Source organism: Streptomyces sp. NPDC002790 (genome assembly GCF_040295505.1).
Lineage (GTDB): Bacteria > Actinomycetota > Actinomycetes > Streptomycetales > Streptomycetaceae > Streptomyces.
Genome location: NZ_JBEOVM010000012.1, coordinates 63068 through 89003 on the forward strand (window position 1 = coordinate 63068; position 25936 = coordinate 89003).

The 25936-nt window shown below is 69.6% G+C and carries 23 protein-coding genes and 2 pseudogenes; 17 read left to right on the plus strand and 8 right to left on the minus strand.

The annotated features are described in order from the left end of the window. Positions 1-81: 81 nt before the first annotated feature. Entirely contained in the window at positions 82-1716 is a 1635-nt protein-coding gene (locus tag ABT004_RS09360) for an MFS transporter (RefSeq protein ID WP_351333263.1), read from the minus strand. Positions 1717-2193: 477 nt separating this feature from the next. Continuing rightward, positions 2194-2385, minus strand: a pseudogene (locus tag ABT004_RS09365) (transposase); the annotation flags it as partial. A 383-nt stretch (positions 2386-2768) separates the two neighbouring features. Here ABT004_RS09365 and ABT004_RS09370 point away from each other — a divergent pair. Then, positions 2769-2957 (plus strand): hypothetical protein, encoded by a 189-nt coding sequence (locus tag ABT004_RS09370; RefSeq protein WP_351333265.1) that lies wholly within the window; start codon positions 2769-2771, stop codon positions 2955-2957. 162 nt (positions 2958-3119) lie between these two features. Here the strand turns inward: ABT004_RS09370 and ABT004_RS09375 are convergent, their stop codons facing one another. From ABT004_RS09375 to ABT004_RS09385, 3 genes are all read right to left on the minus strand, one after another. Next, positions 3120-3587, minus strand: coding sequence for a hypothetical protein (locus tag ABT004_RS09375; protein WP_351333267.1), 468 nt, complete (start codon positions 3585-3587; stop codon positions 3120-3122). Positions 3588-3912: 325 nt separating this feature from the next. Continuing rightward, entirely contained in the window at positions 3913-4872 is a 960-nt protein-coding gene (locus ABT004_RS09380; protein WP_351333270.1) for a YhfZ family protein, read from the minus strand. 75 nt (positions 4873-4947) lie between these two features. Next, positions 4948-5796, minus strand: coding sequence for a class I fructose-bisphosphate aldolase (locus ABT004_RS09385; protein ID WP_351333273.1), 849 nt, complete (start codon positions 5794-5796; stop codon positions 4948-4950). 156 nt (positions 5797-5952) lie between these two features. Between ABT004_RS09385 and ABT004_RS09390 the strand changes: the two genes are divergently transcribed. The 4 genes from ABT004_RS09390 to ABT004_RS09405 all read left to right on the plus strand — a co-directional run bounded on the left by ABT004_RS09390 (position 5953) and on the right by ABT004_RS09405 (position 11292). Beyond that, positions 5953-7353 (plus strand): FAD-binding oxidoreductase, encoded by a 1401-nt coding sequence (locus ABT004_RS09390; protein WP_351333276.1) that lies wholly within the window; start codon positions 5953-5955, stop codon positions 7351-7353. A 78-nt stretch (positions 7354-7431) separates the two neighbouring features. After that, positions 7432-8820, plus strand: a complete 1389-nt coding sequence (locus ABT004_RS09395) for an FGGY family carbohydrate kinase (RefSeq protein WP_351333278.1) — start codon at positions 7432-7434, stop codon at positions 8818-8820. Further along, positions 8817-9785, plus strand: a complete 969-nt coding sequence (locus ABT004_RS09400; RefSeq protein ID WP_351333281.1) for a 1-phosphofructokinase family hexose kinase — start codon at positions 8817-8819, stop codon at positions 9783-9785. Before ABT004_RS09395 ends, ABT004_RS09400 begins: the two co-directional genes overlap by 4 nt. Before the next feature lie 85 nt (positions 9786-9870). Beyond that, a complete protein-coding gene (locus tag ABT004_RS09405; RefSeq protein WP_351333284.1) occupies positions 9871-11292 on the plus strand; it encodes a sugar porter family MFS transporter in 1422 nt (473 codons plus the stop codon). A 585-nt stretch (positions 11293-11877) separates the two neighbouring features. Here the strand turns inward: ABT004_RS09405 and ABT004_RS09410 are convergent. Continuing rightward, positions 11878-12080, minus strand: a pseudogene (locus ABT004_RS09410) (integrase core domain-containing protein); the annotation flags it as partial. Positions 12081-12402: 322 nt separating this feature from the next. On the opposite strand from ABT004_RS09410, the gene ABT004_RS09415 reads away from it, so the two are divergent. The 8 genes from ABT004_RS09415 to ABT004_RS09450 all read left to right on the plus strand — a co-directional run bounded on the left by ABT004_RS09415 (position 12403) and on the right by ABT004_RS09450 (position 19158). After that, positions 12403-13242: a helix-turn-helix domain-containing protein gene (locus ABT004_RS09415; RefSeq protein ID WP_351333287.1), complete on the plus strand. Its 840-nt coding sequence runs from the start codon at positions 12403-12405 to the stop codon at positions 13240-13242. 98 nt (positions 13243-13340) lie between these two features. Continuing rightward, positions 13341-14321, plus strand: coding sequence for a helix-turn-helix transcriptional regulator (locus ABT004_RS09420; protein ID WP_351333290.1), 981 nt, complete (start codon positions 13341-13343; stop codon positions 14319-14321). Between the two features lie 173 nt (positions 14322-14494). Then, on the plus strand, positions 14495-15523 hold the full coding sequence (locus ABT004_RS09425) for a saccharopine dehydrogenase family protein (RefSeq protein ID WP_351333292.1): 1029 nt from the start codon (positions 14495-14497) through the stop codon (positions 15521-15523). 171 nt (positions 15524-15694) lie between these two features. Continuing rightward, positions 15695-16750 carry an aldo/keto reductase gene (locus ABT004_RS09430; protein ID WP_351333294.1) on the plus strand — a complete coding sequence of 352 codons (1056 nt, stop codon included), beginning with the start codon at positions 15695-15697 and terminating at the stop codon, positions 16748-16750. 40 nt (positions 16751-16790) lie between these two features. Continuing rightward, entirely contained in the window at positions 16791-17024 is a 234-nt protein-coding gene (locus tag ABT004_RS09435; protein WP_351333297.1) for a hypothetical protein, read from the plus strand. Between the two features lie 13 nt (positions 17025-17037). Continuing rightward, on the plus strand, positions 17038-18153 hold the full coding sequence (locus ABT004_RS09440) for a DNA alkylation repair protein (protein ID WP_351333299.1): 1116 nt from the start codon (positions 17038-17040) through the stop codon (positions 18151-18153). A 116-nt stretch (positions 18154-18269) separates the two neighbouring features. Further along, positions 18270-18680, plus strand: coding sequence for a nucleoside triphosphate pyrophosphohydrolase family protein (locus tag ABT004_RS09445; RefSeq protein WP_351333302.1), 411 nt, complete (start codon positions 18270-18272; stop codon positions 18678-18680). 97 nt (positions 18681-18777) lie between these two features. Next, positions 18778-19158, plus strand: coding sequence for a VOC family protein (locus tag ABT004_RS09450; protein WP_351333305.1), 381 nt, complete (start codon positions 18778-18780; stop codon positions 19156-19158). A 203-nt stretch (positions 19159-19361) separates the two neighbouring features. On the opposite strand, the gene ABT004_RS09455 is transcribed toward ABT004_RS09450, so the two are convergent. After that, positions 19362-19973: a TetR/AcrR family transcriptional regulator gene (locus ABT004_RS09455; protein WP_351333308.1), complete on the minus strand. Its 612-nt coding sequence runs from the start codon at positions 19971-19973 to the stop codon at positions 19362-19364. 241 nt (positions 19974-20214) lie between these two features. Between ABT004_RS09455 and ABT004_RS09460 the strand changes: the two genes are divergently transcribed. Then, positions 20215-20691: a nuclear transport factor 2 family protein gene (locus ABT004_RS09460; RefSeq protein WP_351333311.1), complete on the plus strand. Its 477-nt coding sequence runs from the start codon at positions 20215-20217 to the stop codon at positions 20689-20691. 670 nt (positions 20692-21361) lie between these two features. Here ABT004_RS09460 and ABT004_RS09465 read toward each other — a convergent pair. Further along, on the minus strand, positions 21362-22426 hold the full coding sequence (locus tag ABT004_RS09465) for a LacI family DNA-binding transcriptional regulator (RefSeq protein WP_351333314.1): 1065 nt from the start codon (positions 22424-22426) through the stop codon (positions 21362-21364). A gap of 244 nt (positions 22427-22670) precedes the next feature. On the opposite strand from ABT004_RS09465, the gene ABT004_RS09470 reads away from it, so the two are divergent. From ABT004_RS09470 to ABT004_RS09480, 3 genes are read left to right on the plus strand one after another with little or no spacing between them, the layout of a single operon-like run. Next, positions 22671-24032, plus strand: a complete 1362-nt coding sequence (locus ABT004_RS09470; RefSeq protein ID WP_351333317.1) for an extracellular solute-binding protein — start codon at positions 22671-22673, stop codon at positions 24030-24032. A 21-nt stretch (positions 24033-24053) separates the two neighbouring features. Continuing rightward, entirely contained in the window at positions 24054-25004 is a 951-nt protein-coding gene (locus tag ABT004_RS09475; RefSeq protein WP_351333320.1) for a carbohydrate ABC transporter permease, read from the plus strand. Between the two features lie 2 nt (positions 25005-25006). Further along, on the plus strand, positions 25007-25900 hold the full coding sequence (locus ABT004_RS09480; protein ID WP_351333322.1) for a carbohydrate ABC transporter permease: 894 nt from the start codon (positions 25007-25009) through the stop codon (positions 25898-25900). Positions 25901-25936 lie beyond the last annotated feature (36 nt).

Below are 25936 nucleotides of genomic sequence, written 5' to 3' on the forward strand. Positions count from 1 at the left end.
TACATGCCCTTGACCTGACGTGGAGGTGCCAGTTCGGGCTTCCGATAGGAGTCGGAAGCCCGAACCGGCCGGGAAGGGCTGCTACTTCGCTGCGAGTTCGGGGGCGTCGCCCCGACCGGTGGCGGAGGGCTCGGCCGGGGACCGAGTGGGGGTGCGGTGGGGGCGGACGCCGATCATGCCGACGGCGGTAAGGACCGCGGCCAGGGCGGCCGCGGTGCCGCAGATGAGGAAGGCGGTGCTGAAGCCGCTGCCCAGCGCGTCGAGGGCGAGGCCGTGCGCTGCCGACCCCGGAGCGCCGTGCGGCAGGCTGTTCACGGCGATGGGTCCCCCCTCCGCGGCGATCCCGCGCGCGGCTCCCAGCTGCTCCGCCGGCAGGTCCGCGACGTTCAGTTTCGACGCGAACGCCGTTCCCGCGTTGCTGAGGGCGACCGAGGTGACGACGACCGGGCCGAGCGCGAAGCCCAGATCGCGGAGCATGTTGGTCGTGGCGCTCGCCATGCCCGCCAGCCGCGGGGGCACGCTGTCCAGCGCCACGGCCGTCACCGAACTCACGCACAGAGCGAAGCCGACACCGATCAGCAGTGCGGGCGCGACGAACGGGGTCAGGCCGAGGTCGGTGATATCGAGCCGGGTGCACAGGAGGCAGCCGACGGCCATCAGGACGAAGCCCGAGGTCAGCAGCCAGGTCGGGGCGACCCGGTGCAACAGCCGGGAGACGACCGGTATGAGGACGAACGCGGGCCCTTGCAGTAGCAGGAACGGGATGGCGACGCGAAGCGGGTCCTGGTGCTGCACCGGTCCGAGCCACATGGCCGTCGCGAAGCATGCGCCGAGAAAGGCGAGCATGCCGATGACCGCGACGACGGACGCCACCGTGAAGGCCCGGTTCCGGAACAGGGTCAGGTCGAAGATCGGGGACTTGGCGCCCAGTTCGACCAGGACGAAGCCTGCGAGGAAGCAGAGCCCGAGGACGGCGGACATGATGACAGGGAGGGTTGCCCACCCCGACTCGGGTCCCTCGACGGCCGCGTACAGCACCAGGATGAGGCCGATGGCGAAGGTGATCTGGCCCGGTATGTCGAGCTCGCGGCCCTCGGGCGATCGGGACTCGGAGGTCAGCGCAAGCGTGAGCGCGATGCTCAGCACGGCGACCGCGACGAGCACCCAGAAGGAGCCACGCCAGGAGCCGACCTTGGCGAACGCCCCGCCGAGGAAGGGCGAGACGGCGGCGCCCGCGGAGAGGAACCCGCTCCACAGAGCGACGGCGTGAGCGCGTTCCCGGGCGTTGCGGGTGACCGACACGAGCATGGTGAGCGAGCCGGGGAACAAGGCGCCGGCGCCGAGACCGTTCAGCGCGGCACCGATCCAGAGGACCTGCACGTTGGGCGCGACCGCGGCCACGGTACTGCCGATGGCAACGAGGCCCGCTCCCGCGGAGATCAGCTTCTTGCGGCCGAACAGGTCGCCGAGCACGCCGAAGGTGAATTCGAAGCAGACCACCGCGACCATGAAAGCCGCGGTGATCCAGGTCAGTTGGGAGCCGTGGGTGTTCAGGTCCTCCTGGAAGAGTCCGAGGAGGGACACCGGCAGTGCGTTGGCTACCTGCGCCACGAACACCGCACAGCAGGTGGCAGCCAGCGTCCCCGCGTAGCCCGCCTTCCGGGCCGCCCCCGCTGTGGGGCTGTGGGACGTCGTCGTCCCGTTGTTGCCAGTCATTACTTCTCCCTGACTGTGAAGGTGAAGTGCCCCGCCGTCGGGCGGGGCCGCTTCGGCCGACTGCCGAAGCGAGGAGAGCGTGAGAGTTGCGGTCGCTCACCGTTCTCGCCGGGACCCGGGCGCGCCGACGGGCTTCTCGTCGAGCGCTGCGGGCCTGTCCTGGAGGGGCAGGTGTGGCGAGCCGCTGTCGTACTCGAGGTGGAGGGGCACGGCAGGAGTCAGGCGCGGTGTCGTGGAGAATGGCATCTCGCTTTACGTCGCGTCAATAAAATGTTCGCTGTTTAAGCAAAATGTTCACAGCGTAAGGGTCGGGCTGCTTCGGCGGGGCGACACCTGTTCCGGCGGCGGTGCCGGCAGGGGCTCAGTGCGTCGCGGCCAGGTCCGCCGCCGGCGCGCGTGCCGCGACGCGCAGGGCGACGCCCAGGGCGGCGATCGGCGACCGGAGGCCGCGGGGGTCGTAACGCACGCTGGGCATCGCCCGAGCTCGGTCGTCACCTTCTTCGCACGCCGTCCGTTGCGGTAGTTCTCCCGGCCGCCCTCGGCCCGCTCGCCGGGCTCGTGGCCCGGGTGGGCGGTCAACTCATCTTCGAGCGCGGACTCCAGCACCCGCTTGGTCAGCTGCTGCAGCAGCCCGCCCTCGCCGGTCAGGCTCACCCCGTCGGCCTTCGCCTCGGTGCCACCTGTCACGTCAGTCATCAACTGTCGCTGCCTACACGGGAGTTACACCACTCACCGTACGGACCCCGGGCAGAGGGAGGAGCGAGACGCCGACGCACGGGAAGGCGGCGGCATCATTCTTGCGGAAACCGGCGGCACCCCCTACAGGAGGGCCGACGAGGCAGGAGCCGTGGTCCGAGGCGCCAAGACCTGTCAGGGCATGAACGCCTGGCACGTCGAGGACGAGGGGCAGCGCATCAGTCTGCGAGTCTTGCGAGACCGAGTCGTGGCCTCCGGAGCCTTGTGGCCGCACGCCGTCGCTCGGGCATTGTCTGAGGCTCTCCAGGCCTGAGACGATCGGTAAGACCGTAGGGCTGGACGCGGAGGGGAAGAACATGATTGTTCTGGTGCTGCTATGCATCTTGGCGCTCACCGTCGGTGGGTGTGCATGTGTGGTGTGGGCGGCGCGCGGCGGACCCCGCTGGGTCCGCGGCGTAGCGACAGCAACTCTCGCCGCGGGCGAGCTGGTGCGTCACTCCCAGAAGGACCGACGCCGGAGCTCCACCAGCGGCGGCGGTGACTAGGAACGGTCAAGGTCAACTGGCAACCTGTCAGGATCACCTGTCAGAGGTCAGCTGTGGGGTGGGCCACGTTGGTTGAGGACGAAGAGCACAACTCCCACCGCCCGCACCATGGCATCGCTTGCGTGGTTTCCGGCAAGGCCGGCGTCAGATCGTTCGGGGTGGTCAGGGCAGCAGCCGCGGTCGACGATCCCAAAGCCATTCCGGGGAACGCCGGGCGAACGCCTGCAGGAAGTCGCCAAGAATACCTGCTCCGGGCCCGCTCGCTTCCTTCACTGTGCAAGTCAGGAACCGGCTGTCGAGCTGCCCCGATACCTCGATGATTTCCATCGGGGGGGCGCCCTCGATTTCCTGCAGGCCCTCTTCCGGGGCGGCACGCATGTCGAGTGCGAAAAGGTAGTCATCAATGCGGAGTTGGCGCTCCGAGGCCCACCCCGATTCCAGCACGTTCACCAGCCCCTCCCGCTCCATCAGCATGTTTTCAATGGACTGAGTCGGAGTGGTCATTTTCTCGGCCGCTGCAGGACTCACCCGGCTGCGCTCAACGTTAAGGCGCTGACGGTCACGCGCGGCCACGCGTGAAAGGTCGGTGGCGGTCAGGCGGGTAAGTGCCCGAGGGGTCAGCGGGAACATCGAACGATCGCCTGAAGGGAATGCCGTCACTGTCTACTCTCACTGAAGGGTCAGGATCCATCCCAGGCGCCGTTGAGGCTGTTGCCTCGCGTGAAGAAACTGCAGGCCAGAGCCGAAATGGTAATTCCGGGCGGGACACCGTGGGACGGCGCCGTACCGCGCGCCACCTGCGCTGCCGCTGCGTCCGCCGCCGCGCCGTTCCTGCCGACGGCAGCCGGTCTGCAGCGCTGACACCAGCGGCCGAGCGGTCGGACGACGGCCTCCGTCGCTGTCGTGAAGCGGCATCGACCACGGCCGGCGGGCCGTATGTACCCGTCTGACGGAGCTACTGGGCTGCGTCGAGCCGGATGGGCGGATGGGGCACGGCGGCAGTGAAGTTGTCAGAAGGGCGAGGCGCCGCGATTTCGGGGGCCGCGCGCTCCAGGAGGATCCCGGGCAGGTTGTCCTCGGTGGAGACGAGGACCGCGGCGGAGATGGCCGCGGCCAGCTGGAGCGCCTCGGGGGTGGAGAGCGGCGTCGTGCCCAGCCCGGCCGCCTCCAGCGGGATCAGGGTGTCCACGGTGTGCCACACGCCGGTGTCGATCGTGCCGAGCAGTACGGCCCGAGGCACCTGGGTGAAGTCGGTCTCCACGTACTGCACGCCGTTCGGCGGGAATTGGGCCTCGGTGAGTCGACGGTGGTCGTCGGAAGCCGGGTCGAGGGCCACGCGCAGGGGACCGGTGCGGTGGCCTGCCGTGCTGTCCGTGCGGGAGACCGTGACCAGGGTGCCTGGAGCGTAGTAGGTGCACTCGCCAAGACTGATTGAGCGATGCCCCTGCGTACTGCCGGGCCGGAGCAGGTCATCGGCGGCGCCCGCCGATACGAGGGCGAGGTCGGCCTCTTGGCGGCCCAGCGCCGCCAACCGGCCTTCCGCGCCCCGCTGATGGCCGATGGTGGTGAGGATGCCCGAGTCGGCGAAGACTCGTGCCACCGCCCGGGCGACATGGGTCGCTTCGAGGGGCGCGTTCGGCGGCAGGAGCAGGTGCACGGGGGCGAGGCGGGCCGCCGACCACAGCTTGCCGGTGTCCAGGGCGGTGACGAAGGTGCCCTGGTGTCCCCGGGCCACCAATGCGAGGGCGTGTTCGTCGCGCAGGGTGCGTAGTGCCTTTTGCACGGTCCCGGAGCCCACGCCCAAGGTGTCTTGGTAGTGCGTGGTGGTGGGGAGCCGGCCGCCGGTGCCGACGCGTAGCGCGTCACGGGCGATGGCTGCCGTCGGATCACCGGCTGTGCTGGGGGTCACTGTCATCAGGTCTGCGTGTGCTCTCGCGTATTCCGGTTCCCGCGGCCCGAGTTGACGGGCCACGGGACGGTTGATGGTGGGTCAGCCGAGGAACTTCCCGGCCGCGTCGGCGGACATCCCATCATGGACGACCGCCGCAAGCCCGGACAACACAGCCTCGGGGCTGGGCGCGCGGAACACCCGCCGTCCGAACATCACGCCCCCGCCGCCGGCTCCCACCGCGTCGGCGGCCAGGCGCAGGGTGTCCTCGGGGTCCTCGCCACCCTTGCCGCCGGCGAGGAGCACAGGCGCATAGGTGCTGGAAGTGACTTCCTGCCAGGCCTCGGCCGATCCGGGCCACAGTGCCTTGACGAGGTCGGCGCCGATGTCTGCGGAGATACGGCAGTAGGCGCTCATCACCTTGGCGCTGAGCGCGTCCGGGTCGTCGCCCTCCAGGGCCGAGCGCGGTTCGATGATGACACCGAGGCCGAGGCGTTCGCAGTCGCGCACGATCCGGGCGTTGCGCTCGATCTCCGCTCGCTCCAAGCGGCTGTCGCGCTGGCCGAGGTAGAGGTACGTCATCACCGCGTCGATGCCGGCCGCGGCGACCGACTCCAGGTCGGAGAGCTGGGCGAGCACGCCCTCGCTGCGGCCGTCGGCGCCCGGGGTGTAGACGCCGCGGGCGTGGCTCTTCCAGTCCAGGTGCAGGACGAGGCCCGGCCGGTCGCGCCCGATGAAGGTCGACTCCACGTGCGGCACCATGCCCGGCGTCACCATGATCGCGTCGGCGCCGCGCATCCGGGCGAAGACGGCGCGGATCTCGTCGAGAGTGCGCAGTCCTTCGGTGGGGCCGCTGTTGACGCTGTGCGAGGCGGCCACCACGACGGCCCGTCCGCTCTCGGGGCGCACCAGCCGTCCGAGCCTGATCTTCTTGCCGGTCCGTGCGTCCATGGTGACTCGCTTCCTTGAATATGCAGCTTGCGGAGAATTGCATTTTGAGCCTAGGATCCGGAACGGCGGCTGTCAATCGAGCCGCTCCGGCCCACCGGCGGTGCCGAGACCGACCCGCCCTCAACGAACGCCGGTTCCCGCAACCCAGGAGCTCTCATGGCAGCCCTGTCCACGACTCTGGCCACGCTGACCAGCGTGCTGGGGCCGGAGGCCGTCCGCACCGACGACACGTCCCTCGCCTCCTCCAGTCACGACTCCTGGCCCCTGTCGACCAAGCTCGCCAGGCTGGAGCGGCACGAGCACCGCGGTGACGTGGTGGTCCGTCCCGCCGACGAGGGGCAGATCCGCGCCGTGCTGGCCACCGCGGCACAGCACGACGTTCCCGTCACCGCGCGCGGCCTCGGCTCGTCCGTCACCGGCCAGCCGCTGCCCGTGCGAGGCGGCATCGTCCTCGACCTCTCGGCGCTTCCGGTCTCGCACGAGCTGGACGAGGAAGACCTGGTCGTCACCGCCTCGGCGAGCTGCAACGGCGGCGAGCTGGAGGACGCGCTCCAGGCTCGCGGCTACACCCTCGGTCACTCCCCGCAGTCCCTGTACCGCTCCAGCGTCGGCGGCTGGCTCGCGACACTCGCGACCGGCCAGTTCTCCTCGTACTACGGCGGCATCGAAGACCTGGTGACCGGCTACACCGTCATCCTCGCCACCGGTGAAACACTGCGCCTGACGGCGTCGCCGCGCGCGGCCATGGGCCCGGACCTGCGCCGTCTCTTCCTCGGATCCGAAGGGACGCTGGGCGTGATCACTTCCGTCACCCTCAAGGTGTTCCCGCTGCCCGAGACCCGTCTTCTGGAGACGTACACCCTGCCCTCGGTGGAGGCCGGCGTCGCGGTGATGCGCGCCCAGGCGGCCGCCGGACTGCGCCCGTTCCTGCTGCGCCTGTACGACCCCGTGGAGGCGCGCCACGCACTGCAGGACGAGACCGTCGACACCGCCGTGATGTTCGCCGGGACGCAAGGGCCGAACGATGTCGCCCGCGCCGAACTCGACGCCCTGGGCCGCATCGCCGCCGAGTACGGCGGTACCCCCACCGGACCCGAAGGGGCCCAGAAGTGGATGGGACGCCGCTTCGACTTCTCCTCCGTGGAGACGCTGCTGGACCAGGAGGGCGGATTCGCCGAGACCATCGAGGTCGCCCACACCTGGCGCGGCATCCTGCCCCTGTACCACGCGCTGGCCGAGGCGCTGGCCCCGCTCGCCGACGAGGTCCTGGGCCACTTCTCCCACGTGTACACCCAGGGCACCTCCCTGTACCTCATCCTGCGCGGCCACGCGGAATCCGACAGCGCCGCGGTGGAGCGGCTCCGTGAGATCTGGGCGACGGCGATGCACGTGGCCCTCGAGCACGGCGCCGAACTCTCGCACCACCACGGCGGGGGACTTGCACGCTCCCCGTACACCCGGCAGTCCCTCGGCGCGAGCCACCTCCTGCTGCGCCGGCTCAAGAACACCCTCGACCCGGATGGCGTCCTCAACCCCGGCAAGCTCGGACTGAACTGACGCCGTATCCGCTCTTCCCACCCCGCCGCCGCTACACCGGCGGGCCCGCACCCCGACGCGTGAGGAGGCCCGGAAACAATGTGGTTTCTCGGCATCGACATCGGCACCACCCACCTCAAGACGGTCGGCGTCACGGACGAGGGAGCCGTCCTGCCCGCGGGCCGCATCCGTACCCCCACCGTCACCCGTGACGGGCTCACCTTCCACGATGCCGAGGAGGTGTGGACCCGCACCCGAGAACTCGTCACCCGATACGCGGCCACCACCGCACACCCCCACGGAGCGCTCGCCGGGGTGTGCGTCGCCAGCTTCGGACAAGAAGAGGCCGTGCCGGTGGACACGCGTGGGCAGGCGCTCCATCCGTCTCTGGCGTGGTGGCAGAACCCGCCGCGGACCGCTCTGACACCGGACACCGCCGAACTCCTCGACTCCTACGAGCACTACACGGCGACCGGCATGCGCCACCGCCCCGCCCAGACTCCCGAACGCACTGCACACCTGCGGGCCGAACAACCGGAGGTATGGCGCTCCACGGCCCGCTGGGTGGACTTCGGCAGCCTTGCCGTGCACCGGATGACCGGTCGCTGGACATCGGCCGCCGCCCAGCTCACGCACAGCCAGTGCTTCGACCTGGTCACACTGGAGCCACTGCCCGACGTCATGCACCGCCTGGGCCTCACTCCGACGATGTTCCCCGAGCCGCTGCCGGTGGGGGCCATCGCCGGCGCCCTGCGACCCGACGTACTACCCGGAGTGACACTTGCGGGCGAGGTCCCCGTTGTCATCGGCGGCCACGACCAGGTCGTCGCCGCCCACGGTGTGCACCGCGACAGCGGGGCCCGCGTACTGGACTCGATCGGCACCTCGGAGTACCTGATGGTCGCCTCCGACAGCTACGCGCCCGAGCGCCGCGCCTGGGATCTCGGCATCGACCACAGCCGCTCCTGGTCGGCCCAGGGGTACCTCCTGGGCAGCGCCACTCCGACCGGCAAGCTGGTCCAGCTGCTCGCCGACCTGTTCTACGACGGCGACTTCGACGCCCTCTTCGTCGCCCTGGCCACCCAACCCCCGGGTCCCGACACCGCGTTGCACGTCGACCTCGCCGGCCCGGACACCTCGGACGAGGGCCTGCTCAGCATTTCCGGGCTCGCTCCCGGTCTGCGCGCCGCCGATCTCGTCCGCCACGCCCTGGACCGGGTCGCCGACCACACCCACACCGTCCTGGGCGAGATGTGCGCCCTGGCCGGCATCCAGCCGGACACCGTGGCGCTCGCCGGATCACTGTGGCGCCGCCCTGAGATGGCCGCCCACCGTCAGGCGCGGTGGGGCATCGACCTGGACGTGCGCACGGTGCCCGAGCCGGTGGCGGAGTCCGCCGCACGCATCGCCCTGGACGCCGTACTGCCCGGCGCGGCAGGCGCACCACCCCTGAACTCCGCCGAGAACAAGGAAGTCGGCCCGCAGTGAACACCGTCATCGCCATCGCCTCCGTCAACCCCGCGATCGAACGGCTCCTCGTCGTCGACCGCAACCAGCCCGGCAGCGTGCACCGCCTCGCCCGGAGCGAGACTCTCGCCGGCGGCAAAGGGGTCAACGTGGCACGGGTCCTCGCGAGCCTCGCCACCGACCCGCCGGTCACTCCCGCCGCGCACCCGACGCCGCACCTGTTCGGATTCGCGGGCGGACCCACCGGACAGCTGCTGCGCGACCTCCTCGACACCGAGGAACTCGCCGCCGGCCTCGTCACCACCCGCGGCGCCACCCGGGTCAACGAGGTCCTCGTCGACCTCGCCGACCCGGAGGGCGCGACGGTGTACAACGCCACGGGCGCGGAGATCGACCAGGGTGAACTCGCGGCCCTGGAGGCGGTGTTCGTACGGGCAGCCAACGACGCCGCGGCGCTGGTCTGCACCGGCAGCCTGCCCCCAGGCGCCCCGTACGACCTGTACGCACAGTGGACCGCGAAAGCACCTGGACACGTACTGACTGTCCTCGACGCCCATGGCCCGGCCCTCGCCGCCGGGATCCGCGCCTGCCCGGACGTCGTGAAGGTCAACGCCGAGGAACTCGCCGCCGTGTCCGACGCAGGCAGCTCGGCGCTCGCCGCCGCTCGAATCTGGCGGGACCGTGGCACCGGATGCGTCATCGTCACCGACGGACCGCGCCCCACGCTGGCACTCACCCCCGACGGTACGTACGAGGTGACCGCCCCCGACGTCCCGACCCGCAGCGCGGTGGGTTCCGGCGACGCGTTCTGCGCCGGGCTCGTGCACAGCCTGCTCACCGCCGCCGACCGCGGCTGGGGACGTCATCTGCGCGTCGCCGCCGCCTGCGGTGCCTCCAATGCGGCCTCACTCACCGCGGGACTGTCCAGCGACCATCCCGTCCGCTCCCTCTACGACCGGGTCACCGTCCGCCGCATCGACGACTGACCTGCGCACGCGGCGAGCACCCACGCCACATGTGACACCGACAACCACCCCAGGGCCGTTGCGGCCCTCCAGGACGGAGGTCCTGATGGACAGTACATCCTCCCCGGCCGGCTCCACCACGGCTCGGGGCACCGGCTCCATCGACGGTCCCCGCCGCCGAAACGGGCGCGGACACATGGCCAACGTCGTCGTCATCACCATGGTCACCGCCGTCGGTGGATTCCTGTTCGGCTTCGACAACGGCGCCATCTCGGGCGCCACCGGCTTCATCCAGGACCGCTTCCACCTCACCCCCGGCGGCCTGGGCTGGGTGACATCCAGCATCGTCGTCGGCTGCGTCATCGGCGTGGTGATCGCAGGACGCCTCAGCGACGTGGTGGGCCGCAAGAAGGTCATGCTCGGCACGGCCCTCGTGTTCCTCGTCGGCGCCTGCGGCGAGGCACTCGCCCCGACCTCCGGATGGCTGGTGTTCTTCCGCATCCTGGTCGGCATCGGGATCGGCACCGAGACAACAGTGGCCCCGCTCTACATCGCCGAGGTCGCCCCCGCCGCCGTCCGCGGACGCCTCGTCTCGTTCAACCAGTTCTTCAACACCATCGGCAACCTGGTGGTCTTCGCCGTCAGCGCGGTCATCGCGCACGTCAACAGCGAAGCGTGGAACATCGATCAGGGATGGCGCTGGATATTCGCCCTCGGAGTGATCCCCGCGGTCGCCTTCTTCCTGATGCTCTTCCTGGTGCCCGAAAGTCCGCGCTGGCTGGCCCGAAAGGGCCGCAGTGACGAGGCGTTGACCGTCCTGGAACACGTCAACGCCACGCCGGAGGACGCCCGTTCGGAACTGACCGCCATCGAGGGCGCACTCTCCCAGGAACACGCCGGACTGCGCGAGCTGCTGGCACCGGCACTGCGCCGCATGCTCGTCGTCGGGGTCGGCGTGGCACTCTTCCAGCAGATCACCGGCATCAACGCGATCTTCTACTACGCCCCCGAGGTGTTCCGCACCGCCGGCTTCGGCTCCGACGGCGCCATGATGAGTACCGTCCTGATCGGCGTCGTCCTGGTCGTGGCGACCCTGGTGTCCATGCGCCTCATCGACCGGGTGGGCCGCCGCGCACTGCTGCTGGTCGGCTCCACCGCGATGACGGTGCTGCTCGCCGGTACCGGGATGGTCTTCCGTGCCGCCCACCCGAACGCCGCCCTGCTTCTCGTTCTGATCCTCGCCTACGTGGGGTTCTTCGCGGTCTCCTTCGGCACCGTCGCCTACGTGATCATCTCGGAGATCTTTCCCACCCGGGTCCGCGGCGTCGCCGCCTCCGTGGCGACCTTCGCGCTCTGGGGCGGCAACTACCTGGTCTCGCAGTTCTTCCCCGTCCTCGTCGACGGTATCGGGGCCTCCGGAACCTTCTTCCTCTTCGCCGGCATCTGCCTGCTCGCCCTGGTCTTCACGGCGACGCTCGTCCCCGAGACGCGAGGCCGGAGCCTCGAGGACTTGGCGCCCACCGGGTGACCAGCAACAGCTCGCAGAGCGCGGGGCCTTGGACGACTGGTGCCGTCCCCGCCCGAAGGCTCAGGAGCAGCTACGTCGGGCAGCGGTGGCAACGCGCCGAGGTCGAGTGGGATCCCCGCGAGCACGGCCGCCGAGCTGTGTCCCGGCTCCCGGTTGCAGGGTCTCGGCGGCGGGCGGCAGGTGCCACCAGCCCCACGGCCCGACCTCGGTCACCGCTCCACCGAGTGGACCCAGGAGGACGGACGTGTCCAGGCGCATGGTCTCGCCTGGATCCAACTCGGCGTAGGGTCCGAAAACTTCGCACTCCGCGATGCGCTGCGTCGGCTGCAGCTCGCCCAGGGGATACCCCAGCCTGGGGTGATCCATCCGGATGCTGCGGGGAACCCGGTCTTGCCGACAACGTCCTGGGCCGGTACATGCGCCAGGCGGGGCCCGTGCCGCTCGACCTTAGGGTTGCCGGTTCCGGCCACCAGCTGCGTCGCCGTCGGCCCGGAGCCGTCGAGGCCGACCACCTGCCCCACGGTTTGGGTTCCAGCTATGGTGGCTAACTGGAGGCGTGGGTGGTGTCGTTCTCGGAGAGTGGTTCTACTCGACCGGCGTGCGGTAACGCAGTGCTGAGTGGCGCCGCTGTCGGTTGTGGCAGACCTCGATGTACTCGAAGACCCCGTTCGCCAACTCGTCCCGGGCTTCGACCGCTTGCGGTTCAACAGCTCGATCTGCATCGAGGACCAGAACGACTCCATCATCGCGTTGTCCAGACCGTCTCCGACCGCACCAATTGATGGCAAGGGTGCGAACTCAGCGGGGTAGGCACGGGGCATGTCCGGCGGGCGGTCCAGGCCCACCGGACCTGGTTCCGGCAGACGGTCCTGAACCTCGCGACCGCTGCGGGCTGCACCGACAGCGAGCACACCACCGCGGTGCTGATCCTCCTGCGGGACGGTGCGATGGCTGGGGGAGACCTGGATGATCCGCAATCGGTGCGTGAGCACTGATGCGGACTGTCTCCGCCCTCCTTGAGGACGGGCGCAAAGCCCGGTAGTGGGGGCGGTGTCCGCCGCTCCGGTCCCTACGTCACCCTTCCGTTCGCCCCAACCGGCAGGTCGGAAAATGCGGCAGCCGTGGAACGAACTCAGTGCCTTCCTGCGCGCGAACCGCGCCCGCACCGAACCGACCGACGTGGGTCTGCTCGCCGGTGGTGGCAGCCGAAGAGTCAAGGGCCTGCGGCGGGAAGAGGTGGCTGTGCTCGCCGGCGTGAGCGTCGACCACTACGCGCGCCTGGAACAGGGGCGCGAGCGCCACCCCTCACCGCAGGTGGTCGACGCGGTGGGGCGGGTGATGCGCCTGACGCCGGACGCAGGGACCCATCTCTTCCGGCTGGCGGGCCTTCACCCCGCGCTCACCTCGGCCGGGGGCCGTGACCTGGCCCATCCTTCTCTGCTGAACCTGCTGGACGCCTTTCCCGCAGCCGCCGCCTATGTGCTGAGCCCCGCCTTCGACGTACTCGCGAAGAACGCCGTCGCCACCGCACTTCTCGCACCCTTCGAGGGCACCTCGAACACGGTCCGGGTGCTGTTCCAGCATCCTCGTGCACGAGAGGTCTTCGTCGAGTGGCCCGTCGTGGCGCGCGCCACGGTGCACGCGCTGCGGCTGCACGCGGGCCGGTTCCCCGACGACCCCGGCATCAGCGGTCTCGTGGCGGAAATGTCGCAGGAATCACCGGACTTCCGCGGGGTGTGGCAGGAGAACGAGGTCGAGAGCATGCCCCGGGCGTACAAGGTCTTCGTGCTGCCCGGCGCCGGCCGTATCGAGCTGACGTACCAGACCTTCGACGTCCACGACGCTCCAGGACAGCAGCTCCTGGTCGGCGTTCCCGAGCCCGGCAGCGCGAGCGCCGCGGCGGTCGCGTCCCTCGTGGCGCCCGCCGAGCGTGGCGCGACCATCGCGTGATGTCCTGCCGGCGCCGCGACCGCGGTGTGCGAGAGCTCCGCGCCAGCTCCGACCCACGCGGGGCCGCCCCGCTCACGGCTTCCGGATAGGTTCGTTCCATGATCACCACCTCCGCTCGGCTGCTTCGGTTGGTGTCCTTGTTGTCCAGCAGGCCCACCTGGTCCAATGCGGAGCTGGCGCGACAGCTGGACGTCACCGAGCGCACGGTGCGCCGGGACGTCGACAAGCTGCGTGAGCTCGGCTACGGCGTGGAGTCCGTACCGGGGCCGGGCGGCGGCTACCGCTTCGGCGCGGGCAACCGCATGCCGCCGCTGAACCTGGACGACGACGAGGTGTTCGCCGTAGCCGTGGCGCTCAGGGAAGCCGCACACGGAGCGGCACTGGGTGCCGACCCGGCAGCACTGTCGGCACTGCTGAAGCTGCGGCAGATCCTCCCCACCCGGATGGCGAGGCGGCTGGAGGGGCTCGATGCCACCGTCGAACACACCCCGCGCTGCGAGACCCCCCGGGCGTCCGCCGACGTGCTCCTGCTGCTGGCCTCCGTCTGCCGGGCCTCCGAGCGCACCACACTCACCTACCGCGACATGCATGGCACCACCACGGTCCGGTGCGTCGATCCGTACCGCCTGGTGTACACCGGCGTCCACTGGTACTTCGTGGCCCGCGACGTCGAACGGTCGGCCTGGCGGACGTTCCGTGCGGACCGGGTGGTGGAGGCCGAGTCCACCGGGGAGGTGGTCGAGGTGCCGGACACCCCGGACGCCGCGCAGTTGGTCTCCGACACCATCACCCGCACCGGATATCCCTTCTTCGCCCGCGTCCGGCTTCCGCTGTCCCACGACGACGCCCGGCGCTTGGTGGCACCCATCGTCGCCACCCATGAACCCGACGGGCCGAACGCGACGGTCATCAGCATCGGCGGGTCCGACCCCGACCAGCTCGCCGGTTACCTCCTGAGCCTGCGCACGCCGCTGGAGGTGCTGTCCCCCGCCTCCGTTCGCGAGGCGCTGCTCGCCCGGCTCGACGCTCTGTACCGAGGGAACGAAGCGGGCCGGCAGGGAGCCGACGAGCAGCCGTGACGAGCCGCTCGTGACGACCGGGAGGGTCACGCGGCGACCGGTGGGAGACCAGGACCGTATGTGTCCGGATCTGCTCCTAGCCTGGATGCGAGGCACACAGCACCGAGCGCGTCACCGCTCGGGACGGGCCTTTCCCGCAGTCCCACCTCATTGCCTGTTCATGGGAGCGCATCATGTCAGCCACCCCCCGCCTGCTGATTTACGGAGCCACCGGTTACACCGGGAAGCTCGTCGCCGAGCACGCCAAGGAGTCGGGCCTCGACGTCGTCGTGGCCGGCCGCAACCAGGAGCGCGTCAAGGCACTCGGTGAGGAACTTGGTGTCGACAGCCGGGCATTCACGGTCGATGACCCCGCACTCCTGCGAGACGCGCTCGACGGCATCACCGTGGTCCTGAACGTCGCCGGCCCCTTCCAGCGCACCGCGGGCCCGCTGATGGACGCCTGCATCGACAAGGGTGTGCACTACCTCGACACCACCGCCGAATACGACGTGTTCGCCACCGCGCGTTCCCGGCACGCCGAGGCCGCGGCCGCCGGCGTGATGGTCATGTCCGGCGCCGGCTGGGACGTCGTGCCCAGCGACTGCGTGGCCGCGCATGCCGCGGCACGCGTCGACGAGCCCATCGGTCTGCGCCTGGCGCTCAAGCTCCTCAGCGCGACCCCCGAGGAGTCGGAAGGCTTGAATCTCTTCTCCCGCGGGTCCATCGTCAGCGCCACCGAGGGCATCGGTGACCTGGGCGTGCTGGTCCGCAAGGACGGGGACATCGTCGCGCTGCCGGAGCCCAAGGCCGCTTCGTTCGACTTCGGTGACGACGGTCCGGAAGAGTGCGTATCCGTGTCCATGGGCGACCTGATCACCAGCCACTACGCCACGGGCATCCCCTCGATCGAGGTGTACGTGCAGGTCGGCCGGCCGCTCCCCATCGACCTGGACCTCTCGACGCTGCCCGACGGCCCTACCGCCCAGGAGAGGGAAGTCGGACGCAGCAAGGTCGTGGCCGAGGTCACCGGCCGGGACGGCAGCGTGGTCCGTTCCCTGATCGACACACCGACCGGCTACCGGTTCACCCAGCTTTCCTCCGTGGAGATCGCCCGCCGTGTGTTGGCCGGTTCCTTCACGCCTGGCTTCCAGTCGCCTTCCTCCGCCTACGGGCCCGAACTGGCTCTCGCCGTCGGCGACTCGCAGATCAAGGACCTGTAGGGGACACCCCGGGGCACGGACCTGCTTCACCGAATGGCCTGGGTGTGGCACACCCGCCCTCGCGCAACCTCCCTCTTCGGGGCCCTGTCGGCGAGTGTGGAGTCCACGCCCCACCGCGGACCATCGTCCGCATCCGTAGTTCTGAGACTGCGAGACCCAGAAGGAAACACCATGTCACTCACCTCGTACCGCACCCTCGGCCGCTCCGGGCTCCGCGTGAGCCCTCTGGCCTTCGGCGCCATGAACTTCGACGACGGCAGCTGGGGTTCCGGCCCAGAAACCTCGTTCGGGCTGCTGGACCATTACCTCGACGCCGGCGGCAACTTCGTGGACACCGCCAACATGTACAACAGCGGCGCTTCCGAAGAGACCCTGGGCCGCTACTTCGCCCAGCGTCCCGGCCGCCGTGACCGCGTCGTCCTGGCGACGAAGTTCGGCGGCAGCATGGCGGCCGACGATCCCAACTCCGGCGGTGCCGGCCGCAAGGCGATCCGCGCCCAACTGGACGCGTCTCTGCGCCGGTTGAACACCGACTACATCGACCTTTACTGGATGCACCAGTGGGACCGGCACACTCCCGTCGCGGAGACCCTGTCCACCCTCACCGATCTGGTCCGCGCGGGAAAGATCCACGCCATCGGCCTGTCCAACGCGCCCGCCTGGTGGGTCGCCGAGGCCGCCACCACCGCCCGGCTGCGGGAATGGGAGCCCGTCGCCGCACTCCAGGTGGAGTACTCCCTGCTCGCCCGCAGCGTCGAGGGCGAGACTTTCGGAGCCGCCCGCCGCTTCGGACTCGGCATCACACCATGGAGTCCGCTGGCCAGCGGGGTCCTGACCGGCAAGTACTCGCGCACCGCCACCCAGGTGGCCGGTTCAGGGCGCACCGCGTACGCCGCCTCCTACCTGAGCGAACCGACCTTCGTCCTCCTCGACGCCCTGCAGGAGATCGCCGACAGCCTCGGTACGACAGTGGCAGCGGTGGCGCTCGCCTGGGTGCGGCAGCGCTTCGAGGTGACGTCCACCCTGGTCGGCGCCCGGACACAGGAGCAGCTGGCCGCCAATCTCGCCTCGCTCGACGTCACGCTCACCGACGCGCAGATCACCGAACTGAACAGCCTCACGGCAGTCACCCTCGACTACCCCCACAGCATGATCGAGTCCATGGTCGGCTTCCAGCAGGGTGACACCACGGTCAACGGCCTGTCCGCCAAGGCGTTCGTCCGCTGACCGCCATCAACAGCACTGCGTGACGAGAACGGAACACATCATGGCCGAGACACTTGAGATCACCACGTTGCGCCCGGTCCCGGGCCTCTCCGCCGCCGACTTCGTAAAGGCGAACGCAGACATCGACGCCTACCTGAAGCGACAGTTCGGCTTCCTGTGGCGACGCATCGTCGAGACCGGCGACGGACGCATTATCGACTCTCACGTCCGCGCCACGATCGACCACGACAGCATGGACCGGCAGCTCACCACCGCGCTGCACCACGTCACATGACGGAGAGACCAGCATGCCGTTCGCCGACGAACTCATCAGCCGCCACACCGTGCAGAACCTCACGCACGCCATCCGGGCCGCCGCTCCGGACGCCACCCTCACGGCACTGCACGCGGCAGCACGGCAGATCGGCCCGCTGCCACTCAGACAGCGCGCCGACCTGCTGCGCGACGCACTGCTGACAGACCTACCGGGCGATTACGGCACACTCGCCCGGACAGTACGAACGGCCCGCGACAATGCACCTCAGTTCACCGGATGGTTGATCTGGCCGGTCACCAGCGCGCTCGCCACCCGCGCCGTCCAGGAAGGCGAGACCGCCCCCTTCGACGACGCCATGGCGCTCCTCGCCGACCTCACCGGGCGGCTCTCCTCCGAGTTCGCGATCAGGACACTGCTGCGACACGACCTCGACCGGGCACTCCGCGCCATCGCGGACGACTGGACGGGATCGGCGGACCCCGACGTGCGCAGGCTCGCCTCCGAAGGCACCCGTCCCTATCTGCCCTGGGCGGTACGTGTGCCACAGATCCTGGCCCGTCCCGGAGCGACCGTCCCCATCCTGGACGCCCTCTACCGGGACGAGAGCGCATACGTACGCCGCTCGGTCGCCAACCACCTCAACGACCTCAGCCGCGACCACCCCGAGCTCGTCGTCGACACGGCGCGCCGCTGGCTGGACAGTCCTGATGCCACCACGGAACGCCTGGTACGGCACGGGCTGCGCACGCTCATCAAGCGCGGCCACCTCGGGGCACTGGAACTGCTCGGCTTCGCTCCCGCCGTCCTGGACGTGGTCGGGCCCCGGCTGGACCGGGACATCGTCCCTCTTGGTGAGAGCGTCCAGCTCACCGCCTCGATCCGCAACGTAGGTGATACTGCGGCGCGGCTGACGATCGCCTACATCGTGCATCACCGCAAGGCCAACGGAAACCGGACCGGCAAGACCTTCAAACTGACCACCCGAACCCTCGAACCGGGCGCACAGATGGAGGTGATGCGGGAGCATTCGTTCCGGCCGATCACGACACGCCGCTACTACCCCGGGCGACATGCAATCTCCCTCCAGATCAACGGAGTCGAGTCCGAGCGGTCCGAATTCGAACTGGCTCCCACAGACACACCGTGACGTGCGGCACGGAGGGAAGCCGGGCGGTCTCCGGGCCCCTGTAGGCGATCACCGGCTACGTCCACCTGCCTTTAGCGTCGTCAATGACACCGACCATCTCCCCGGAGGGACACCTAGTGAACGAGACGCCGGAACGCGACGAAAAGGCCGGCCTCATCGAGGCCGATGAGAAAGCACTGCAGGTCCGAGCCCAGTACGAGCAGATCGAGCAGCGCGTACTGGGCCGGACCTGGACCCTGCCCGAGCTCGCGCTCGGCTTCACCAACGACGCGGCCTACGTCGGGCGCCTGGTGCTCGCCGCTGAGCGCACCTGGGGCATCGACGGTGACGTGGACGCCGAACTGCGGCACAAGCTGGCCGAGTGCCTGTGGTGGGTCTTCGTGCTCGCCGACCGGCTCGACGTCGACATGCCGGAAGCCTACGAGGCCACCATGGACCGCATCGGCGACGGCCTGCAGCGGACCCTGCAGAGCATGCCCGAGGGCCCGAACCCGGACTTTCCGACCGGTGAAGTGGGCACACAGTGAGCGCGGTGTCGCACCGATCACAGGCCGGCCCAGCCCGGCACCGCCGAACGGCAGGCATCACCGCGCGTGGCCTGCCCCGCCAGCAAGGAGTCCTCTGATGAGCACCCATACCGATACCGATCCTGCGATCCGCTATTTGGCCGTCACCTTTGACTGTCCCGACCCTGCCGAGCTGGCCCGCTTCTACGGTGAGGCACTCGGCCTGCCCGTCACTCTTTCCACCGACGGTTTCGTGCTGCTGGGCCGTGAAGGGGCACCCGGGCTGGGCTTCTACCGCGTCGAGGACTACCAGCCCCCCAGCTGGCCGGACTCCTCCGTACCGAAGCAGGCTCACCTCGAACTGGGCGTGGAGGACCTGGATGCCACCCAGGCCAGGCTCATCGCGCTGGGAGCCGTCGAAGCGGAGGTGCAACCGCTTCCCGAGCGCCGGCGAGTCATGCTGGACCCGGCGGGGCACCCTTTCTGCATCATTCTGTGAGGCCACGCTCTCGTTCCGCCGGCGCCTCAGCTGTGCTGACTGACGGGGATGTAGTGGGCGTAGGCCAGTCCCTTTTCTGATGGAAGCCGCGGGGGCGCCGACAGGGCAGGGGCGGGTCCGCTCCGACCGGACGACCAGGCGCCGCCCGGGGTTCAGGCGGGCGGCGGGCCGTCGTGGTTCACGAACGGCGCCGAGCCGTCGGCTCAGGTCGTCGGCGACTGCGGTGGCTGACGGATCCAGTCGGGGAGGAGGGCGTACAGACGGACAGCGATCTCTTCCGGGTCGCAGTCGGTGATGCCCCCGACGGCGGCAGAGAAGACTCCGTGCACGCCGGAGGCGGTAAACACGTCCTCGACGGAGTTGTGCGGGCCGGATTCCCGCTCGTCGGCGCCGAGGTCGCGCCGAAGAGCGCGGAGCTGCTCCAGGAGAAGGTCGCCGATCCCCATCAGTCCGCTCGGCGATTGCCAGGTCGAAGCCAGCAGGAAGAGGCCTCTGCGCTGCCTGAGGGAGTCGAGCATGGCGTTCAGCGTCGCCACTGCCACGGCGGTCGGGTCCGCGCCCATCCGCCGATCGCTGATGTTCAGGTCGTGAAGGGAGCGGAAATCGTCTGCGATCACGAATACTGCCGCCTCTTCGACGGAGTCGAAGTGGTTGTAGAAGGTGGCGCGGTGGATGCCGGCAGCTTCCGAGAGGGCGGAGACCGAGGGGCACGACTGTGTCCGCTGCATGAGGTCGGCAAGTGCATCGGCGATCGCCCGTCGCGAGCGCGTGAAGCGCGGGTCCGCGTCGTTTGCCGGGGGCTGATCACTCACCATGGGCGCACTTTACTTCGAGGGTGATCACAGCGCTGCACCCCCGGGTCGCTGGGGCAGTCGCCGAGAACCGGCCATCGGCAGGTACGCCAAGGGCGCGTCGCAGGCGCCGGCGAGGGAGGGGATTCACGTCGGACATGTCGCTCCTTCGGTCGGGTTCGTTCTCGACGCTACCGCTATTCGACACCTGTCGTTTAGCGGTCTACGGTTGATCGTGTATCGGCCCGCCAAGTAAGGAAGCACCATGTCGACAACAGGCAGCAGCACCTCCACCGCGGCAATCACGGACAAGTTCGCCGTGGTGGAGACCATCTACCGCTACGCAGCCGGCCTCGACCTGCGTGACAAGGAACTTCTCTCGTCCGCGTTCACAGACGATGCAGTAGCCGATTTCGGTCCGGCCACGAAGAAGGCCGGCCAGGAGTACCCGCCGGTGGAAGGCCGCGAGATCATCGCCGCAGCCCTGTTGGCCTCGCTCGGCCACCTGGACACCACGCACTCCGTGAGCAACCCGCGCGTCAGCCTGGACGGCGACAGGGCGAGCCTCGAGGCGATCGTGGCGTGCCAGCACCTGCCCCGAGAGGACCACTCACGCCACGTCCTCATGACCAACCGCTACGACGTCGAACTTGTCAGGAGCGGGGAGGTCTGGCTCATCCACCACGTCACCGTCGACAACGCCTGGACCCAGGGAGACCCCACCGTCCTCGCCGGAATCTAGGAACCTGCCTGGCGACGGACCGTCTTCGCATCGCTCTCGGTCAAAGCCGGCGCGCCCCAGCGCACAGCCGCCGGCGCGGTCCAGACCGCAGGCCGCGCATGGCGCTTCATCTCCCCGGCGTCCCGGTGCGGCCTCCGCACAGGACATCAGGCCTGCCTGGGTGCGGCGCCCCCCTTCGTGCAGCCTCCCTCTCGTGCGTCGCGTCCATGAGTGTGGAATTCACACCCCCCACAGGCATTGCCGCAATCCAGCGCGCCCACGACCTGGGTGTCACCTTCCTCGACACCCCCGAGTTCTACGGTTGGGGCACCGGCTCCAACGAGAAGCTGCTCGGTGGGGCCGTCAAGAACTTCCGCGAGGAGGGTCGTCCTGGCCACCAAGCTCGGCTTCGACATGTCGCTGCCCCCGAGGAGATCGGGGTCGCCCTCGACAGCCGCCCGGACAACATCCGCAAGGTCGCCGACACGTCGCCGGCCCCGAAACCGTCCGCAGGGCGCACGCCGTGCCGCCGATCTCACGCTGAGCAAAGCCGATGTGGCCGCAATCAACGAAATTCTGCCGCACGGCGGCTACGGCGCCCGCCACGGCGAGGACTACGTGCCCACCTGGGCCGCTGCACGATCGAGTGCCACCACGACCCCGAGACCGCGACGCTCACCGCCACCACCCGCTACGGACCCTGTGGGTGCCGCACGGCACCCTCGGTGCTCTCGCGCAGCACCAACCTGTGGGCCACCACCAGGTCCTGGGGGGAGCGGGCCGCGGCCGAGGAGGTCTCCGTGGGGGTGCGGTCGGTGGCCTCGTCCATTCGGCGGGCCAGTAGTTCGACGGCGATCCTGGCGATTGCGGCCTTGTCGGGAGCCACCGTACTCAGCGTCGGCGTGCTGAACCGTCCGCCCTCCACGTCGTCGAAGCCGATCACGGCGACGTCCTCGGGCACCCGCACCCCGTTTTCGTAGAGGGCTCGCAGCGCTCCCAGCGCCAGTTGGTCGTTGAGGCAGAGCAGTGCGTCCGGCTGGGCGCCCTCGCGAAGCGCCCGGGTCACCGCCTCGGCCCCGTCGGGCATCCGGAAGGAACGCACGGGCAGCAGTGCGGCCGGGTCGAGGGCGAGGCCGACCCCGGCGAGGGCGGCGCGGTAGCCGCGAGTGCGGGCTTCCGCGGTGCCGAGGCCCGCGTCGTCCCGGCCGCCGACGGCGAGAATCGTACGGCGCCCGAGACCGATGAGGTGCTCGGTCGCCTCCCGCGCGGCCTTCTCGTTGTCGATGGCGACGTGGTCCGCGCCCTCCTCCAGCAGCTCGCCGAGCAGCACGGTTGGTGGCGTGCCCGTGCGGTCCCGCAGGTCGTCGGCGGTCAGGGCGAGCGGGCTGAGGATGACTCCGTCGACGAAGGTGGAGTCGAAGCCCGTCAGGGCCGCCAGTTCGTGGTCGCGGTCCGCGCCGGTCTGGTGGATCAGCACGGTGAGGGAGCGCTGTTCGGCCTCGCGGATGACGTGCCAGGCGAGTTCGGCGAAGTAGGGGACGTCGAGTTCGGGGACGACCAGCGCGATGATGCCGGTGCGGCCCTTGCGCAGGTGGCGGCCGGCCAGGTTCACCTTGTAGCCGAGCTGGTCGATGGCCTCCTGGACCACTCGCCGGGTCCGCGCCGAGACATGGACGTAGTCGTTGATCACATTGGACACCGTCTTCTCGGACACCCCTGCGTGTCGTGCGACGTCCTTGATCTTCGGTCGTACCACCGGCCACCTCTCTGCCCCGCGTCGGCCCCGAGTCTAGATCGTGGCGGGCCGGGGCCCGCTGTGCGTCGCCCCTCCGTACCGGCTCCCTGCCGCGGACTCTTTACAGCCAATGTACATCGATGTAAAAACATGCCACCGCACCGCGTCAGCAGGTGCGCGCCCTGCCTGCCGGGCCCGGAGGGCCACCTCGGCAGTGGTCCGCCGCCGGGTCCCACACGCGTGTCCGGCCGTCGAAAGGTCAATGATGACTGCGCGACCCCCTGTCACCGCTCCACCTCCGGCGTCCGCCGCCGGCCGTTTCTCCCGCCGTCGCCTGCTGGGCGCGGGCATGGCCGGAGCGGGCGCGCTGCTCGGCGCGGGCTCGCTGTCCGGATGTGCCTCCCCGGCCTCGGCCTCCGGCTCCACCGCCCTGAGCGTCTGGGATCTGTTCCAGGGCGGCGACGGCCTGCTGATGGACGACATGATCAAAGCCGTTTCCAGAAGTGGACGGGGCTTCGACGTCGACCGGACGATCCTGGACTGGGGGCCGTCCTACTACACCAAGCTGGCCATGTCGGCCGCCGGCGGCCGGTCCTCGGACGTCGCGGTGCTGCACCTGTCCCGGCTGGCCGGTTACGCCCCGGGCGGCCTGCTCGACCCCTTCGACCTGGACCTGCTCGCCGAGTTCGGTGTCACACAGACGGACTTCACCACCGCGGTGTGGAAGCGGACCCAGCACGACGGGTCCGTCTACGCGATCCCGCTGGACGTCCACCCCTTCATCGTCTTCTACGACAAGGACGCCGCCGACAAGGCGGGCCTGCTCGACTCCTCCGGAGAGCTGGCGCCCATGGGGTCGCCGGAGGCCATGCTGGACGCCGGTAAGGCGCTGGCCGAGGCGACCGGCCACGCGGGCATCGTGTTCGGACACATCAACGACACCGCGCAGAACTGGCGCCTGTTCGCCGCCCTCTACGCCCAGACCGGCGCCGCCTTCACCCTCCCCGAAGGCGGCCCGCCGCGGATCGACGTCGATGCCGCGACCCGGGTCGTGTCGTTCATGCAGCGGCTCTTCGACGGCAAGACCAATCCCAGGAACCTGGACTACTACGCGGGTCTCACCATGTTCACCTCCGGCCGCGGCGGCATGGCCATGCTCGGCGAGTGGGAGCTGCCGACGCTGAAGGAGTCCGACATCCGGCTCGGCGCCGCGCCCTTCCCCCAGGTCTTCGACCGGCCCGCCGTCTACGCGGACAGCCACAGCTTCGTCCTCCCGCACCAGAAGGCACCCGATCCGGCCCGGCGGCGCGAGGCGCACCGGTACGTCGCCGAGATGGTGAAGCAGAGCCTGACCTGGGCGAGCGCCGGCCACATCCCGGCGTACCAGCCGGTGCTCGCCAAGCCGGCGTACGCCGCCCTGAAGCCGCAGGCCTCGTACGCGGATGCCGGGAAGGTGGCGGTCCTCGATCCGCCGAACTGGTTCACGGGGGCCGCCTCCAGTTTCCAGGTCGGGATGTGCCAGCCGCTCCAGTCGGCGCTGCTGGGCGACATCACCGCCGAGAAGGCGGTGCGGCTGATGGTCCGCGAGGCGGACACGTTGCTGAAGCAACCCAACCCGGTGGCCTGACGAGTCGAAGGAGCCATTCCCATGACCACCACCGCACCCCCCGGCACCGGTCCGCAGACCAGACCGGCGCCCCGCCGCGCCGACCGCTCCCGCCGCACCGGACGGCGGCGCTCCCTGAGCGCCCCCGGCTCGGGCCTGGTCTTCGTCCTGCCGTTCCTCCTGCTGTTCGTCCTCTTCCTGGTGTGGCCCATCGTCCAGGGACTCTGGATGAGCTTCACCGACTCCTCACTGACGCTGCGCGACACGGCCTTCGTCGGCTTCGACAACTACGTCGAGGCCTTCGGTGATCCGGACGTCTGGAGCAGCCTCGGCAACACGGTCTTCTTCACCGCCGTCTCCAGCGTGCCGCTGATTCTTGTCGCGCTGGCCATGGCGCTGCTGGTGCACAGCGGAATCGCCGGGCAGTGGGCCTGGCGGCTGGCGTTCTTCGCCCCTTACCTGCTGCCGGTGACCGTGGTGACACTCATCTGGTCCTGGCTCTACCAGCCGGACCTGGGCTTCGCCAACCAGCTCCTGGGCACGCTCGGCATGGAGCCGGTGGGCTGGCTCTCCGACGAGTCCGTCGCGATGTGGGCGATCGCCGCGCTCACCGTCTGGTGGACGGTCGGCTTCAACTTCCTGCTCTACCTCGCCGCCCTCCAGTCGCTGCCCACGACCTTCGACGAGGCCGCCGCGCTGGACGGCGCAGGGGCGTGGCGACGGCTGTGGTCCATCACCCTGCCGCAGCTCCGCCGGACCACGGGACTCGTGGCCATGCTCCAGATCCTCGCCTCGCTCAAGGTGTTCGACCAGATCTACATCCTCACCAAGGGAGGCCCCAACAGCTCGACCCGTCCCATCCTCGAATACGTCTACGACGTCGGCTTCACCGGCTACCGGCTGGGCTACGCCTCGGCCGTTTCCTACCTCTTCTTCGCGCTGATCATCATCGTCTCGCTCGTGCAGCTCCGCCTCTTCCGCCCGGAGGACTGACCGTGTCCGCTTACTCAACGCCCTTCCAGTCGCGGCGTCCCCGGGAGGCGGCCGGCTCCCCGCTCCTCCTCGGCCACGGGCGGCTGCCCCGAGCCCTGGCCGGGACCGCGCTCGTCGTCCTGGCGGCCGTCTGGCTGCTGCCGTTCGTGTGGGCGATCGCCACGTCCGTACAGAGCGAACAGGACGTCTCCAAGCCCGGACTCTCCCCGTTCAAGGGCGCCTTCACCCTGGACGCGTACCAACAGATCCTGGAACGCGGGAACGTGCCCGTCTGGGCCTTCAACAGCGTCCTCATCGCGGGCCTGGTCACCCTCGTCACGGTGGCCGTCTCCACGCTCGCGGCGTTCGGCTTCTCGCGCGGCACGTTCCGCGGGCGCCGGGCCCTGCTCGCCGTCACCGTGGCCGCCATCATGGTCCCGCCGCAACTGCTCATCGTGCCGCTGTTCAAGCAGATGCTGCTCTTCGACCTGGTGGACACCTACGCGGCAGTCATCCTGCCGCAAGTGGTCGCCCCCATGATGGTGTTCATCCTCAAGCGCTTCTTCGACGGCATCCCCCAGGAGCTGGAGGAGGCGGCCCGCATCGACGGAGCCTCCGAATTCCGAGTCTTCTGGTCGGTGATCCTGCCCCTGTCGCGGCCGATCGTGGCCGCCGTGGCGATCTTCGTCTTCATCGGGGCGTGGAACAACTTCATGTGGCCGTTCATCGTGACCAACGACTCGGACCTGATGACCCTCCCGGTCGGTCTGGCCACGGTGCGGGACTCCCACGGCGTCCAGTACGTACCGGGGATGGCGTCCGCGCTGCTGGCCGCGCTGCCGCTGATCGTGGTGTTCCTCTTCTTCCAGCGCCGCATCGTCAACTCCGTGGCCACCACCGGCCTCGGCGGTTCCTGACCCCACTTCCCACCGACACCCCATCGATCGACTGGA

Bases quoted from the DNA above. Each gene is read 5' to 3' on its own strand.
- ABT004_RS09360 (WP_351333263.1), bottom strand. From the start codon at position 1,716: ATGACTGGCAACAACGGGACGACGACGTCCCACAGCCCCACAGCGGGG.
- ABT004_RS09370 (WP_351333265.1), top strand. From the start codon at position 2,769: ATGATTGTTCTGGTGCTGCTATGCATCTTGGCGCTCACCGTCGGTGGG.
- ABT004_RS09375 (WP_351333267.1), bottom strand. From the start codon at position 3,587: ATGTTCCCGCTGACCCCTCGGGCACTTACCCGCCTGACCGCCACCGAC.
- ABT004_RS09380 (WP_351333270.1), bottom strand. From the start codon at position 4,872: ATGACAGTGACCCCCAGCACAGCCGGTGATCCGACGGCAGCCATCGCC.
- ABT004_RS09385 (WP_351333273.1), bottom strand. From the start codon at position 5,796: ATGGACGCACGGACCGGCAAGAAGATCAGGCTCGGACGGCTGGTGCGC.
- ABT004_RS09390 (WP_351333276.1), top strand. From the start codon at position 5,953: ATGGCAGCCCTGTCCACGACTCTGGCCACGCTGACCAGCGTGCTGGGG.
- ABT004_RS09395 (WP_351333278.1), top strand. From the start codon at position 7,432: ATGTGGTTTCTCGGCATCGACATCGGCACCACCCACCTCAAGACGGTC.
- ABT004_RS09405 (WP_351333284.1), top strand. From the start codon at position 9,871: ATGGACAGTACATCCTCCCCGGCCGGCTCCACCACGGCTCGGGGCACC.
- ABT004_RS09415 (WP_351333287.1), top strand. From the start codon at position 12,403: ATGCGGCAGCCGTGGAACGAACTCAGTGCCTTCCTGCGCGCGAACCGC.
- ABT004_RS09420 (WP_351333290.1), top strand. From the start codon at position 13,341: ATGATCACCACCTCCGCTCGGCTGCTTCGGTTGGTGTCCTTGTTGTCC.
- ABT004_RS09425 (WP_351333292.1), top strand. From the start codon at position 14,495: ATGTCAGCCACCCCCCGCCTGCTGATTTACGGAGCCACCGGTTACACC.
- ABT004_RS09430 (WP_351333294.1), top strand. From the start codon at position 15,695: ATGTCACTCACCTCGTACCGCACCCTCGGCCGCTCCGGGCTCCGCGTG.
- ABT004_RS09435 (WP_351333297.1), top strand. From the start codon at position 16,791: ATGGCCGAGACACTTGAGATCACCACGTTGCGCCCGGTCCCGGGCCTC.
- ABT004_RS09440 (WP_351333299.1), top strand. From the start codon at position 17,038: ATGCCGTTCGCCGACGAACTCATCAGCCGCCACACCGTGCAGAACCTC.
- ABT004_RS09450 (WP_351333305.1), top strand. From the start codon at position 18,778: ATGAGCACCCATACCGATACCGATCCTGCGATCCGCTATTTGGCCGTC.
- ABT004_RS09455 (WP_351333308.1), bottom strand. From the start codon at position 19,973: ATGGTGAGTGATCAGCCCCCGGCAAACGACGCGGACCCGCGCTTCACG.
- ABT004_RS09460 (WP_351333311.1), top strand. From the start codon at position 20,215: ATGTCGACAACAGGCAGCAGCACCTCCACCGCGGCAATCACGGACAAG.
- ABT004_RS09470 (WP_351333317.1), top strand. From the start codon at position 22,671: ATGACTGCGCGACCCCCTGTCACCGCTCCACCTCCGGCGTCCGCCGCC.
- ABT004_RS09475 (WP_351333320.1), top strand. From the start codon at position 24,054: ATGACCACCACCGCACCCCCCGGCACCGGTCCGCAGACCAGACCGGCG.